Source organism: Sulfitobacter sp. D7, from assembly GCF_003611275.1.
Classification (GTDB): domain Bacteria; phylum Pseudomonadota; class Alphaproteobacteria; order Rhodobacterales; family Rhodobacteraceae; genus Sulfitobacter; species Sulfitobacter profundi.
Genome location: NZ_CP020694.1, coordinates 1,841,111 through 1,853,662, shown reverse-complemented (window position 1 = coordinate 1,853,662; position 12,552 = coordinate 1,841,111). Strand labels below are relative to the sequence as shown.

Sequence of the window (12,552 nt, the reverse complement as noted above, 5' to 3'; positions counted from 1 at the left end):
ACTCGCCTGTGAATGGGGTATGCTGACCCCTGCCCATCGCCCGGACCGGAGAGAAGAATGAGCCGCAGCATTGATTACGGCAACCTGATGCACGAAGCCATGCGGGGTTTGATCCGCAGGGTCTTGCAGGATGTATCGGACCAAGGGCTACCGGGGAATCACCACTTTTTCATCACCTTCGATACCTCGCACCCGGATGCGGAATTGGCCGATTGGCTCTCCGACCGTTATCCCGATGAGATGACCGTGGTGATGCAGCACTGGTACGATGGGCTTGATGTTGGCGCAGACGGATTTGCCATCACGCTGAACTTCGGCGATGCGCCCGAGCCGCTTTATATTCCCTACGACGCGATCCGCACCTTTGTGGACCCTTCGGTGGAGTTCGGCCTGCGGTTCGAACAGCAAGAAACCGAAGAAGAAGACGAAGATCGCGATGAGGCCACGCTTGACCAAACCGATGAGGAAGAGCTGGAAGTCGCGGAAGAGCCCGCCAAGGACGCCGAGATCGTCTCGCTCGATTCCTTTCGGAAGTAGCGCAGGATTGGCCGTTAGCGCCATCCCTGCATTGCGCAGACCGTAAGGCGCAGGTACACCGCTGGGCAACGATAAGTCACAGCAGGAGCCACAAAATGGCCGATACCCGCACCGAAACCGACAGCTTTGGTCCGCTCGAAGTTCCTTCCGATAAATATTGGGGCGCGCAGACGCAGCGCTCGATCATCAACTTCCCAATCGGCTGGGAAAAGCAGCCCATCGCCATCGTGCGCGCGCTTGGCGTGATCAAGAAGGCCTGCGCGCAGGCCAATGTGGCACAGGGTTCGCTTGATGAGGACCGCGGCAAGGCGATCGTTCAGGCCGCTGGCGAAGTTTTTGAGGGCAAGTTCGACGACAACTTCCCGCTGGTTGTCTGGCAGACCGGCTCGGGCACCCAGTCGAACATGAACGCCAACGAGGTTATCGCCAACCGCGCGATTGAGCTTATGGGCGGCACCATCGGGTCCAAGGACCCAGTGCACCCCAACGATCACTGCAACATGGGCCAGTCGTCAAACGACACTTTCCCAACCGCCATGCATATCGCCACCGCGATGACGGCGCGGGACGTGCTGCTGCCGGGGCTGGAGAAGCTGCACGGCGCGTTGCAAAAGAAAGTCGAGGAATTCGACGGCATCATCAAGATCGGCCGCACCCACACGCAGGATGCGACGCCTCTGACGCTGAGCCAAGAATTCTCAGGCTACACCCATCAGGTCGCCATGAGCATCGCCCGCGTGCGTGACGCTCTGGGCCGCATTTATGAGTTGGCGCAAGGCGGCACCGCCGTTGGCACCGGGCTGAACACCAAACAGGGCTGGGCCGAGACCGTGGCGCATAACATGGCCGAGATCACCGGCCTGCCCTTCGTCACCGCGCCGAACAAGTTCGAGGCGCTCGCCGCCCATGACGCGATGGTGGAGATCTCGGGCGCGCTGAAAACCGTCTCCGCCAGCCTGTTCAAAATCGCCAATGACATCCGCCTGCTGGGGTCCGGCCCGCGTTGTGGTCTGGGCGAGTTGATCCTGCCCGAGAACGAACCCGGCTCGTCGATCATGCCGGGCAAGGTCAACCCGACCCAGTGCGAGGCGCTGACGCAAGTCTGCATTCATGTGATGGGCAACGACGCGGCGGTTGGCTTTGCCGGGTCTCAGGGACATTTTGAGCTGAACGTCTACAAGCCTATGATGGCCTATAACGTTCTGCAATCCATGCAGCTTTTGGGGGACGCCGCCTCGGCCTTCACTGATAATCTGGTGGTTGACCTCAAGGCCGACGCGGACCGCATCGAAAAGCTGATGCGCGAGTCGCTGATGCTGGTGACCGCGCTGGCGCCCGAAATCGGCTATGACAATGCCACCAAGGTCGCCAAGACCGCGCATAAGAACGGCACCACGTTGAAAGAAGAGGCCATCGCACTGGGCTTCGTGGATGCCGAAACCTTTGAACGGGTCGTGCGGCCCGAAAATATGATCGGACCAAAATGAGTGCGCCCATCAACCTTAACAAGGTGAAGAAAGAGCGAGACCGTTCGTCTCGCAAAGCACGCGCGAACGAAAACGCCGTGGGTTTTGGCCAGACCAAAGCGCAGAAAGAAGCGCTGAAAGCCCGCGCCGAGCAGATCGCCCGCAATCTGGAAGCGCATAAGCGCGAGACATGAACGCGCGGCCCCGCAAACATTCGGTGACCCTACGGGGTCACCGGACATCAATCTCTCTCGAAGATGAATTCTGGGATGAGTTCCGGGCCATTGCCGCCGCGCGGGGGCTGCCGATCAATGCGCTGGTGACTGAAATCGACGCGGCGCGTGGGCTGGACATCGGGCTTGCCGGGGCAATCCGGTTGTTCGTGTTGCGCGCGTTAAAGGAACGTTTACCAAAGGCAGATTAGCGTCGGGCCATGGCCCTCGGATCCCCTCTCTCACCCGCCGCTTGGCTGGATGATATTTTTGCCTCTAAGGCGGCCATTCGCGGACAGGTCATTCGACGTAAAGCGCGCGATATTGAGAAGTTTGTCGGACGCCAAGAATTTGAAGACGAATTGAAACGTCGAGGTTTCCAAGCGATTGAGAACGCCGGACAGGTCATCATATTTTGCAATAGAGAACCCATCCGGCGGATTGCCTAGCCGTTTTCTTTTAAAGAAAACGGATCCGGAATTTTCAAAAAATTCCGATTTAGCAGATCGACGCTTGGTAAATCTTCTCGATGTTCTGACCAAGCGCCTCGTTGAACTCCGCATCTGTCATCTTGACGTTCAGCCCTTCAGTCAAAGCGCGCGAGAAGCTGGCGATCATGGTGCGGTTCTTGCCCAGCCGTTCGCAGGCTTCCGCCGTGGAGTAGCCGCCCGATAGCGCAACGACACGCAGCACGTTGGCGTGGCCGGCCAGTTCGTCATAGAGACCGGCTTTTTCAGGAATCGTCAGTTTCAACATCACCATCTCGCCCTCGGGCAGCGCGTTCAGGTTCTTTTCAATCTCTCCGCGCAGGATCTCTTCGGCCTCTGCCTTCGTGTCGGAGTTGATGTTCACCTCAGGCTCAATGATCGGCACCAGACCGGCAGCGCAAACCTGTTTGGCCAGTTCGAACTGTTGCGCCACCACGGCGGCGATGCCGTTCTCGTTGGCCTCGTGAATGACCGAGCGTTCCTTGGTGCCAAAGATGCCGTGTTTCACCGCGCGGGCCAGCAGATCGTCGATCTCCATGATCGGCTTCATCATCTGCACGCCGTTGTTGGTTTCCTCCAACCCCTTGTCGATCTTCAGGAAAGGCACCACGCCCCGGTCTTCCCACAGGAGCTGGGCGACGGGTTTGCCGTTGATGCTGTCATCCATCGTGCGCTCAAAAAGGATTGCGCCGATTACTTTCTCGGAGGTGAAATCGTCGGCCAGAATGATCCGCGCCCGCATGTCGTGGACGGCTTTGAACATTTCTGCGTCGCCGTTGTAATCCGACGGTTCCACGCCATAGAGGCTCAGCGCCTTGGGGGTGGAGCCGCCCGATTGGTCGAGCGCCGCGATGAAGCCTTTGCCGCTGTTCATTTGCTCAAGTTGCGCCTTGTCGTAGCCCATGTCACCCACGTCCTATTTTGATTCCGTTCGCTGCGTTTCTAATTGAAACGCAAAGCCGATGATAGAAGCTAGCGCCTTGATAGCGCTAACCAAATGCCCTTATCTGAACGGACGGTCAAATGTGCGACTGGCACCGGCACGCGGTCAGGCTGGGCGGTCACGCGAAAGTCTCGCAGGATACGCGACAGGATCAGGGGCCCTTCGACCATGGCAAAACCCGCGCCAGTGCAGACCCGTGGCCCGGCAGAGAATGGGATAAAGGCGTCGCGCTGGCACTGCTTTCCGTTTTCGGTCTGCCAACGGGTTGGGTCAAAACCATCAGGATTGTCCCAAAGCCGTTCATGCCGGTGCAGGTGCCACGGGCTGAGCACCAGTTGCGCCCCCTGTTTCACCTTTCGGTCGCGAAACGCTTCGGGGCAGCGGTTCTCGCGCACCATCATCGGCACGGGTGGATAAAGCCGCAGCGTCTCACGAAACACATCGCGGCTAAGCTTGAGCTTTGACATCACCGCGAAATCACAGGTCTCAAGCGCCTGTGCCTCTTCCGCCAACCACTCCTGCCATTCGGGATGGGTGGCCATGAGATAGAGCGCCCAAGCCAAAGCCGAGGCGCTGGTTTCATGCCCCGCGAGGAAGAAGATCGCTACCTGATCAACCATCTCCTCGGTGTCGAAGATCTCACCTGTTTCGGGGTCGGCTTGGGTCATGATCTTGGTGGCTAGGTCGTCGGGCGCGGTGCCCGCTTTGATCTGCGCCATCCGCTCTTGGGTCAGGTCCGTGATCAGCGCCCTGATTCGCGCGGCGCTGGCCCGCGTGTCGCGCCGAAACAGGCGCGGCATCCAGCGCGGTAGCGGCAGAAGTGCCCCAAGGTTCAGGATCGGCTGGCTGCGCTGGTAATTGCGAAACTCATCAAAGACCGCCCGGGCAACCTCATGTTCGATCGGCAGGGAAAATAGCGTGCGAAAGATCACATCGGCTGCGGCGTGGCTGGTCTCGGCTTCGATCTCGACCACCTGCCCCGCCTTGCCTCCCAGCCGTGTGGCGGCGGCCTCTGCTGCGTCCCACATCGCCGGAAAGGTCTCGCGCAGCCGGCCGCCTTCAAAGGCGGGGTCGATGATGCGGCGCTGGCGTTTCCATGTCTCGCCGTTGGTCAGAAAGACAGAGTTGCCCAAGAGCGGGCGCAGCCCCTCGCCGATCCGGTCGGATTTCGGAAAATCCTCGGGGCGGTCTTTCAAAATGGTCTTCACCAGTTCGGGCTGGTTCATCAAATAGCTGCGGAAGAACGGCGTTTTGAATTCTGCCATCCATGCCCGATAAAGCCGGGCGGGCTGGGCCGAGAGGATATCGGCGCGAAACAGTTTGGCATAGCGCCAGAGCGACACACGGTCGGGCCGCGCGGGGGGCTTGGGCGGTTGGGTCATGCGGCGACAGAGGTGTATTTGCTGACCGCGTGGTCGATCCGGGATTTCGACGCGGGCCGCCCGTCATAGCGCGCGGCCAAGGTCTGTGGCCCGGCGGTGATCTGGAAATAGTCATAGTCGCGCGGGCGGTCGAAGGCGCAGAGATACTGGAAATGCAGCCGAAAGAACCGCCAGCGCAGCGCCTTCCAGCGGGCGGGGCTAAGCGTTTGGGTGAAGGCAGCCGAAAAGACCAGCGGCCAACGTTTCCCCTCAGGCGCCACGCCGGAGACCGAGACCGGATCGCAAAGCGCAAAGGCGCAGCCATCGCCGGGGGCCGTCACGTCGACCCATGCCAGTTCCTCGCGGGTTGAGAGATAGCGCAGGTCGCCTCGCAAACGCTCGGCCCGGGGCAAGAAGGACACCATTGGCACCACCTGCCCGAGCGAGAGAAAACCCAAGGCAGGCCCGCGCTCGGGCACCCTGCCCCCGCGGATCAGATCGGCCAGTACCGAGACGCCCAGATGCGCGCCGGATGAGTGGCCGACAACCAGTACCTCGTCGACATCCTCGGTCAGAGCAGCGGCGATGTCATTGCCAAACTGCGCCATGCGGGCTTCCAACTCCGGCGGGTTCGCGCCCCGCGTGGCGGCGGAATAGGCGTAGTCATGCATCAGGTAATAGGCGAAAAACTTGCCGTCTTTCTTTTTAAACCAGCGCAGCAGCGCGATGCACAGCCCAGTGCCCACTGCCGCGAAGGCGAGCCGCGCCGCCCAATGGTCCGTCACCATTCCAAGGGCGCGATAGGTCAGCAGGCCAAGCGCCACAGCCAGCAGCGCCTGCACAATCAACATCCCCACCGGATAAAGCGCCGCAATAACCGGCCCCTTGCGCAGGCGCATCAGCCGCCAAAGCGCGCCGGAGCCGATGTAGACCCATGCGGTGCGCAGCAACTGCCAATAGGTCGCGGGGATCGAATTGCTCATGCTTTCGCGCACGATGTCGGACCAGACCAGCACTTCGACTTGCGAGGTCACCTGATGACCGTCGATCCCAGCGTTAACGCGCCAGCCGTAATTGCCCTTGCCCGCTTTTGGTTTCAGCGCAATCTCATAGCCCGAAATCGCGGCCTGCGCCGCGCCCTCCTTGCGGTAAAGCTCACGGTAGCGGCGCGGGTGAATCGGATCGTAGCCGGGGATGTAGAACACCCGCCGCGTTTTCACCGTCTTTGCCTGCCCTGTGCTCACCATGCCCGCCCTCTTCTTCGGCATAGTCTAGCCGCAATTCGGGGCAAGATTAAGGCTTAACCTACGGTTGCGAGAATCGGAAAAGTCTCAAGCAGCCAGAAGGAAAAGGCGGTGAATGCGCCGGTCAGCAGCGCCAGACCAACAATCACCAACAGGCCCCCCATGATCCGCTCGATCAGCTTCATATGCGGTTTGATCCGGTTCATCAGCGTCATCGCGCGGGTGATGAACATCGCGGCCAGCAGGAAGGGAATGCCAAGCCCCGCCGCATAGACGCCCAGCAAAAGCGTCCCGCGGGAGACGGAGGCCTCGCTTGCTGCCAGTGACAAGATCGCGCCCAGCTGTGGCCCGATGCAGGGGGTCCAGCCAAAGGCAAAGGCCAGCCCCAAGACATAGGCGCCGAAACTCGACCCGCCCTTGTCGCCCGCGTCCATCCGCGCCTCTTGATCGAGAAACGGAATGCGAAAGAGCCCAATGAAATGCAGGCCGAAGACAATTATCACCACACCGGAAATTTTAGCGAGAAGCGCCTGATTCTGTAAAAAGAACATCCCAAAGGCCGAGGCGGTGAAGCCCAGTAGGATGAACACAGTGCTCAGCCCCAGCACAAAGAACAACGCCGCCACGACCGCCCGCCGCCGTGCGCTGGATTGGCTGGACATGTCATTGATCGACACGCCCCCCATATAGGCCAGATAGGGTGGCACGATGGGCAGCACGCAGGGCGACAGGAAACTGAAAATCCCGGCAACCAGAGCGATGATCATGGCCGGCAGGATCCCGGCGTCGATGAGGCTTATATCAAACATGACCAACTCCTAGACCGACAACGCCCCGGCGTCACCTGTCATATTGTCACAAGATCGTGGACCTCGGGATTGGCTTGGATTAACTGGTCTTATGAAGATCGAAAAACTGGATGCCACGGGGCTTCTGTGCCCCCTGCCCGTGCTGAAAGCACGCAAACGACTGGCGGCCCTCGCGCCGGGCGATCAGCTTCATATGACAGCCGATGATCCGGCCGCGGTGATCGACGTGCCACATTTCTGCGTGGAAGCCGGTCATGCGCTGACCGAAACCCGGACCGAGGGCGCGGCAGAGCTTTATATCATCACCAAAGGTGGCTGAGCCGGACCCGGCCGGAACGCGCGCTTCAACCCTACGACAGAATCGAAAACGGCGGGCCTGAAAGCCCGCCGTTTCCTTTTATATGTCGTGGCTTAGCTGCCCAGCGACCACCAGCCCCGGCGTTTTGGCTTGGGCTTTTCGGCGGGTTGCTCTTCCACCTTTTCGGCCACCGGCTCAGGAGCCGTTTCGGCAGCGGGCGCTTCGGCTTCCACCAGCTGGGCCGTGGGTTCGGGCTGCGGCTCAGGCTGCGGTGCTTCCGCGACAGGTGTGGCAGTTTCCGGCGACGGCGTCGCGTTGGTCGCTTCGGTCGGCAGTGCTTCGGCCATCGCCTCGGGCGTGGCTTCGGCTACCGGCTCGACCGGCTTGGCTTTGGCCCGGCTCCGGCGCTTGGGTTTTGGCGCGGGTGCGGCCTCTTCCTCGGTCGCCACGGCGTCTGTTGTCACCGTCTCTTCTGCCGCTTCCACCACGGGCTTTTTGGTCCGGCGGCTGCGCTTGGCCTTGGGCTTGGGCGTCCCTTCACCTTCAGCCTCGGCACTGACCTGTGGCGTTTCGCCTTCTGCGGCGGCAAGCGCTTCGGGCGCGGGTTCCGCTTCGGGGGCTAGTTCGGCTTTGGGCTTGCGCGACCGGCTGCGGCTTTTGGGCTTGGGCTTTTCCTCGGCGTCGGTGTCGGCTTGCGCTGCCTCCGCTTCTACCGGTTGGGCTTTATCGCCTTCGTCCGGCTTCGCCTCTTCCTGCTGCTGACCACCGTTCTGATCGTCTGCACCATTCTGCTGCTCGCCATTGCCATTGCGGCCACGGCCACCCCGGCTGCGACGACGACGGCGGCGGCGTTTGGATTTGCCCTCGCCCTCGTCACCATTGCCGTTGCCATTCCCGTTTCCGTTCTCGGATTGCGGGGCCTCCTGTGCGGCGGGTGCCTCTTCCACTTCGACCTCTGCGGCGCTCTCATCCTCGTCGATCTGATCCATCAGCGATGTATCGACCGAAACGACGTGATCCGAGACGGGCGGCACGGTGCGGGTGGCGGTCTTGAACTTCTCGATGTGGAAATCGGGGCTGACCAAGGTTGGGTCGCCTTCGATCCGCACAGACATGCCGTAACGCATCTCGATATTGGCGATATGCTCACGCTTTTGGTTCATCAGGAAGTTGGCGATGCCCACGGGCGCACGCACCAGCACTTCGCGCGAACGGCGGCGGGTGCCCTCTTCTTCGATCTGGCGGATGATCGACAGGGCGAGGTTGTCGTCAGAGCGCACCAGACCGGTGCCGTGGCAGGCGTGGCAAGGCTGGGTCGTCGCCTCGATCATGCCGGGACGCAGACGCTGGCGCGACATTTCCATCAGGCCAAAGCCCGAGATGCGGCCCACTTGGATGCGCGCGCGGTCGGTCTTGAGCTTGTCTTTCATCATCTTTTCGACGGCGGCGTTGTTCTTGCGCTCATCCATGTCGATAAAGTCGATGACAATCAGGCCCGCGAGGTCACGCAGACGCAGCTGACGCGCCACTTCGGCGGCAGCCTCAAGGTTGGTCTTGGTCGCGGTCTGCTCGATCGAACCTTCCTTGGTGGCCCGACCAGAGTTCACGTCAATCGCCACCAGCGCTTCGGTCACGCCGATCACGATATAGCCACCCGAGGGCAGTTGCACCGTGGGGTTGAACATGCCCGAAAGGTAGCTTTCCACCTGATAGCGCGCAAAGAGCGGCAGGCTTTCGTTGTAGAGCTTCACGTTTTTCGCGTGGGACGGCATGATCATTTTCATGAAGTCCTTGGCGATGCGGTAGCCGCGCTCGCCCTCAACGTGAATCTCGTCAATCTCGCGGTTATAGAGGTCGCGGATCGAACGTTTGATCAGGTCGCCTTCCTCATAGATTTTCGCGGGCGCGATGGACTTCAGCGTCAGCTCGCGGATCTGCTCCCAGAGGCGCTGGAGGTATTCGTAATCGCGCTTGATCTCGGCCTTAGTGCGTTTCGCGCCGGCAGTCCGAACAATCAGACCTGCACCCTTGGGCACTTCGATCTCAGTCGCGATTTCTTTAAGTTTCTTACGGTCAGCCGCATTGGTGATCTTGCGCGAGATGCCGCCGCCGCGCGCGGTGTTGGGCATCAGCACGCAGTAGCGACCCGCAAGGCTGAGGTAGGTGGTCAGCGCCGCGCCCTTGTTGCCGCGCTCTTCTTTGACGACCTGCACCAGCAGGATCTGGCGGACCTTGATGACCTCTTGAATCTTGTAGCGGCGCGGGCGCGGTTTGCGCACGGGGCGAATGTCTTCGCTGTCATCTTCGTCGGCGACGGATTCGATGGAATCGTCTTTCGCCGTGGCATCGCTGCCTTTGTCGTCTTCGTTGTCGGCGTCGTCGGCCTGGGCGTTGCTGGCGTCAGCGTCATCGGACGTAGCCGCTGCCGTTTCATCTGCCTTAGCAACCTCGGCCTCGGCTTCGCCGTTCTCAGGCTCTTCGACCGGCGTTTCCGCGACCCGCTCCATGGGCGAGCTGCCCTCTTCGCTGTCGAGATCAACAGTTTCCATACCGGCGATTTGATCGCTGTTGTCGTCAGCTACCTCTGCTGTGACCACGGCATCATCGCTGTTGGTCTCAGCCGCTTGGCTTTTCGATCGGCTGCGCGACCGCGAGCGGGTCCGCTTGGGCTTTTCGTCTTCGTCGTCTTTGGCGGCCTGCGCTTCGGCATAGGCGCGCTCTTCTTCCAGCAGCGCCTGACGGTCGGCCACGGGAATTTGGTAATAATCGGGGTGGATTTCCGAGAACGCGAGGAAGCCATGACGGTTGCCGCCATAGTCAACAAAGGCAGCCTGAAGCGACGGTTCGACCCGTGTAACTTTGGCTAGATAGATATTGCCGGCAAGCTGGCGTTTGTTTTCTGATTCAAAATCGAATTCTTCGACCTTGTTTCCGTCCACGACCACAACGCGAGTTTCCTCGGCGTGGGTGGCATCGATAAGCATTTTCTTAGACATAGATCCATTATGCACAGCACCCGCGCACGGAAGGCCCCTGGCGGGGCATCGGGCTGGGAGGTGTGACTTGTCAGGGCGATGGAGGACGCGGCAACAGCAGGGCCACGAATGGCCCCCATCTGTCTGCTCTGAGCATCTGCGCGCGTCATCGCGGTTCTTCTCCGATGCGAGGGCCTTTGCGCCTCTCCCATCCATTAATTAGCTGTGCTTCGGTTGGGCTAACCCTCGCGAATATCAGCGGTTCTTCGGCCGTTTCCGGCCCAATCGGTCTGCTGGCCCCCCGGTGTCGGGCTGGCACGGCAGCGAAACTGTCAAAAGTCACCATACGCCAGTCGGGCGTTACAGGACTTATCCGGCTAGTTAAGGGCTTTAAGGGGTGAAACACAATGGTCAATCGAATGAGCAACAGTCAAATGCGGTTTATCTCGGGTCGGTTGACAAGGCGCATGGGCTTGGAAACATTCAGACTGTCGCCGCAAGGATCGCTGGGCGGCACCATAGAATTGCTTTGCCGCCCCCGCGGCCCAGAGTTTCAAAGGACCGCTTCATGCAAATATTCCTGCGCCCCGCGCTTTGTCTGACCCTTTTGGGCCTTGCCGCCTGTGATGAGATCGCCGTGGCCGATAATCCGGCGGCGCTGGCCGAGTTGCGCGGGCAGAAAAGCTGTGTGGCCGCGGTGACCCAGCAAACCGGCGCGGCGGGTGTCGCCGTTAATACAACACGCCCTGTGGTGGAGCTTTATCGTCATATCGTTGACGTACCCGGCGGCGCGAGTTGGTCCTGCATCACCGATCCGAATGGCAAAGCGGTCGAGATTGCAGAGCAGCGCAGCGGTTAAACCGCGCTGCTTAAGGGGCGTGGTCAGAGGTAATCTGACCGCTGCAACCCGTATTTCGCCATCTTCTCGTTCAGCGTCCGGCGTGGCAGGCAAAGCTCGTCCATCACGCTGGCGATAGAGCCCTTGTGACGGCGCATGGTGTTGTCGATCAACATGCGCTCGAATGCCTCGACATATTCCTTGAGCGGTTTGCCTTCGGTGGTCATCACCGGCTGCATCTCGTCATGGTCGCTCATCAAGAGGGAGGCGATGGTGCCCGAGCCGCGGCGCGATTGCAGCACGGCGCGTTCGGCCACGTTAATGAGTTGGCGCACGTTGCCGGGCCATGGCGCTTGCAACAACTGTGCCGCCTCTTGTGCACTGACCTGAGGCGCCTCGCAGCCGTATTCATCCGCGAACTGATCGCTGAGCCGGGTGAAGAGCGTCAGGATATCCTCACCACGCTGGCGCAGCGGCGGCACGGTGATGCGGAGCGCTGCCAAACGATAAAACAGGTCTGATCGCAGCGCGTCTTCCGAGGTGCGCCCGGCTTCTTGCAGGTTCGAGATGGCGACGATTCGTGTCTCTGCCGGGGTGCCTTGTTCGTTGATGGCGCTTAACAGCCGCGCCTGCAGGCTTTCGGACAGGGCTTCGATGTCTTCCAACACCAATGTCCCGCCGCGCGCTTCTTCGATGGCGGGCAGTTGCGCGTCTTCGGGCTGCATCGGGCCGAACAGCCGCTTGGCGAGCGCGTCTTCCTCCAGAGCACCACAGGAGACGAGGACAAATTTCTTGCCCGCGCGGCTGCCGACCGCGTGCAGCGCATGGGCCACGAGGGTCTTACCGGTCCCGGTTTCTCCGTCGATCAGCACATGCCCATCGGCCTGCCCCAGATCGAGGATATCTTCGCGCAGGCGTTCCATGACGGGCGATTGGCCGATGAGCTTTTTCATCAGCTGGCCGCCGTCCGACAGCTCACGCCGCAGGGCGCGGTTGTCCATCACCAGACGCCGCGCATTGGTGGCCTTTTTGGCCAGTTCGCTCATCCGGTCGGGGTTGAAGGGCTTTTCAAGAAAGTCGAAAGCGCCGACGCGCATCGCTTCGACCGCCATCGGCACGTCACCATGACCGGTGATCATGATGACCGGCAAAGCCGAGTCGCTGCCCATCAGCTTTTTCAGGAATTGCATCCCGTCCATGCCCGGCATTTTGATGTCGGAGATGACGATGCCCGGATAATCCGGCCCCAAAGTCTTTAGCGCGTCTTCGGCGCTGCCGAAGGTTTCCGTGTCATACCCCGAAAGGGCCAGCCACTGGCTGATCGACTGCCGCATGTCCTGTTCGTCGTCTACAATCGCGATTTTCATTGCCTGAGCCATGC

13 protein-coding genes are annotated in these 12,552 nt (G+C 60.7%); 7 read left to right on the top strand and 6 right to left on the bottom strand.

The annotated features are described in order from the left end of the window. Positions 1–57 precede the first annotated feature (57 nt). The 5 genes from B5M07_RS08975 to B5M07_RS08955 all read left to right on the top strand — a co-directional run bounded on the left by B5M07_RS08975 (position 58) and on the right by B5M07_RS08955 (position 2,664). On the top strand, positions 58–537 hold the full coding sequence (locus B5M07_RS08975) for an SspB family protein (protein ID WP_067624690.1): 480 nt from the start codon (positions 58–60) through the stop codon (positions 535–537). Between the two features lie 95 nt (positions 538–632). Continuing rightward, a complete protein-coding gene (gene fumC, locus B5M07_RS08970) occupies positions 633–2,024 on the top strand; it encodes a class II fumarate hydratase (protein ID WP_120351049.1) in 1,392 nt (463 codons plus the stop codon). After that, positions 2,021–2,197, top strand: a complete 177-nt coding sequence (locus tag B5M07_RS08965) for a DUF4169 family protein (RefSeq protein WP_007119696.1) — start codon at positions 2,021–2,023, stop codon at positions 2,195–2,197. Before fumC ends, B5M07_RS08965 begins: the two co-directional genes overlap by 4 nt. Then, a complete protein-coding gene (locus B5M07_RS08960; RefSeq protein WP_120351048.1) occupies positions 2,194–2,427 on the top strand; it encodes a ribbon-helix-helix domain-containing protein in 234 nt (77 codons plus the stop codon). Before B5M07_RS08965 ends, B5M07_RS08960 begins: the two co-directional genes overlap by 4 nt. Before the next feature lie 9 nt (positions 2,428–2,436). Beyond that, positions 2,437–2,664, top strand: a complete 228-nt coding sequence (locus B5M07_RS08955; RefSeq protein ID WP_120351047.1) for an N-(5'-phosphoribosyl)anthranilate isomerase — start codon at positions 2,437–2,439, stop codon at positions 2,662–2,664. Between the two features lie 49 nt (positions 2,665–2,713). Here B5M07_RS08955 and B5M07_RS08950 read toward each other — a convergent pair whose 3' ends face one another. From B5M07_RS08950 to B5M07_RS08935, 4 genes are all read right to left on the bottom strand, one after another. Beyond that, positions 2,714–3,607: a fructose bisphosphate aldolase gene (locus B5M07_RS08950; protein ID WP_067624675.1), complete on the bottom strand. Its 894-nt coding sequence runs from the start codon at positions 3,605–3,607 to the stop codon at positions 2,714–2,716. 68 nt (positions 3,608–3,675) lie between these two features. Next, entirely contained in the window at positions 3,676–5,028 is a 1,353-nt protein-coding gene (locus B5M07_RS08945; protein ID WP_120351046.1) for a cytochrome P450, read from the bottom strand. Further along, the gene (locus tag B5M07_RS08940; RefSeq protein WP_120351045.1) at positions 5,025–6,254 is read right to left on the bottom strand and encodes a hypothetical protein; all 1,230 of its coding nucleotides are present in this window, start codon (positions 6,252–6,254) and stop codon (positions 5,025–5,027) included. The genes B5M07_RS08945 and B5M07_RS08940 overlap by 4 nt, the downstream gene beginning before the upstream one ends. Positions 6,255–6,307: 53 nt before the next feature. After that, positions 6,308–7,060: a cytochrome c biogenesis CcdA family protein gene (locus B5M07_RS08935; RefSeq protein WP_067624666.1), complete on the bottom strand. Its 753-nt coding sequence runs from the start codon at positions 7,058–7,060 to the stop codon at positions 6,308–6,310. 91 nt (positions 7,061–7,151) lie between these two features. On the opposite strand from B5M07_RS08935, the gene B5M07_RS08930 reads away from it, so the two are divergent. Beyond that, a complete protein-coding gene (locus tag B5M07_RS08930; RefSeq protein WP_067624663.1) occupies positions 7,152–7,379 on the top strand; it encodes a sulfurtransferase TusA family protein in 228 nt (75 codons plus the stop codon). A gap of 92 nt (positions 7,380–7,471) precedes the next feature. Here B5M07_RS08930 and B5M07_RS08925 read toward each other — a convergent pair whose 3' ends face one another. Further along, positions 7,472–10,354: an Rne/Rng family ribonuclease gene (locus tag B5M07_RS08925; protein ID WP_120351044.1), complete on the bottom strand. Its 2,883-nt coding sequence runs from the start codon at positions 10,352–10,354 to the stop codon at positions 7,472–7,474. A gap of 547 nt (positions 10,355–10,901) precedes the next feature. Here B5M07_RS08925 and B5M07_RS08920 point away from each other — a divergent pair. Continuing rightward, positions 10,902–11,192 carry a hypothetical protein gene (locus tag B5M07_RS08920; RefSeq protein ID WP_067624657.1) on the top strand — a complete coding sequence of 97 codons (291 nt, stop codon included), beginning with the start codon at positions 10,902–10,904 and terminating at the stop codon, positions 11,190–11,192. A gap of 23 nt (positions 11,193–11,215) precedes the next feature. Here the strand turns inward: B5M07_RS08920 and B5M07_RS08915 are convergent, their stop codons facing one another. Then, positions 11,216–12,550, bottom strand: coding sequence for a sigma-54-dependent transcriptional regulator (locus B5M07_RS08915; protein WP_067624654.1), 1,335 nt, complete (start codon positions 12,548–12,550; stop codon positions 11,216–11,218). Positions 12,551–12,552: the final 2 nt, after the last annotated feature.

What these genes read in the sequence shown, in the direction of transcription:
- B5M07_RS08975 (WP_067624690.1), top strand. Translation starts at nt 58, where the DNA reads ATGAGCCGCAGCATTGATTACGGCAACCTGATGCACGAAGCCATGCGG.
- fumC (WP_120351049.1), top strand. Translation starts at nt 633, where the DNA reads ATGGCCGATACCCGCACCGAAACCGACAGCTTTGGTCCGCTCGAAGTT.
- B5M07_RS08965 (WP_007119696.1), top strand. Translation starts at nt 2,021, where the DNA reads ATGAGTGCGCCCATCAACCTTAACAAGGTGAAGAAAGAGCGAGACCGT.
- B5M07_RS08960 (WP_120351048.1), top strand. Translation starts at nt 2,194, where the DNA reads ATGAACGCGCGGCCCCGCAAACATTCGGTGACCCTACGGGGTCACCGG.
- B5M07_RS08955 (WP_120351047.1), top strand. Translation starts at nt 2,437, where the DNA reads ATGGCCCTCGGATCCCCTCTCTCACCCGCCGCTTGGCTGGATGATATT.
- B5M07_RS08950 (WP_067624675.1), bottom strand. Translation starts at nt 3,607, where the DNA reads ATGGGCTACGACAAGGCGCAACTTGAGCAAATGAACAGCGGCAAAGGC.
- B5M07_RS08945 (WP_120351046.1), bottom strand. Translation starts at nt 5,028, where the DNA reads ATGACCCAACCGCCCAAGCCCCCCGCGCGGCCCGACCGTGTGTCGCTC.
- B5M07_RS08940 (WP_120351045.1), bottom strand. Translation starts at nt 6,254, where the DNA reads ATGGTGAGCACAGGGCAGGCAAAGACGGTGAAAACGCGGCGGGTGTTC.
- B5M07_RS08935 (WP_067624666.1), bottom strand. Translation starts at nt 7,060, where the DNA reads ATGTTTGATATAAGCCTCATCGACGCCGGGATCCTGCCGGCCATGATC.
- B5M07_RS08930 (WP_067624663.1), top strand. Translation starts at nt 7,152, where the DNA reads ATGAAGATCGAAAAACTGGATGCCACGGGGCTTCTGTGCCCCCTGCCC.
- B5M07_RS08925 (WP_120351044.1), bottom strand. Translation starts at nt 10,354, where the DNA reads ATGTCTAAGAAAATGCTTATCGATGCCACCCACGCCGAGGAAACTCGC.
- B5M07_RS08920 (WP_067624657.1), top strand. Translation starts at nt 10,902, where the DNA reads ATGCAAATATTCCTGCGCCCCGCGCTTTGTCTGACCCTTTTGGGCCTT.
- B5M07_RS08915 (WP_067624654.1), bottom strand. Translation starts at nt 12,550, where the DNA reads ATGGCTCAGGCAATGAAAATCGCGATTGTAGACGACGAACAGGACATG.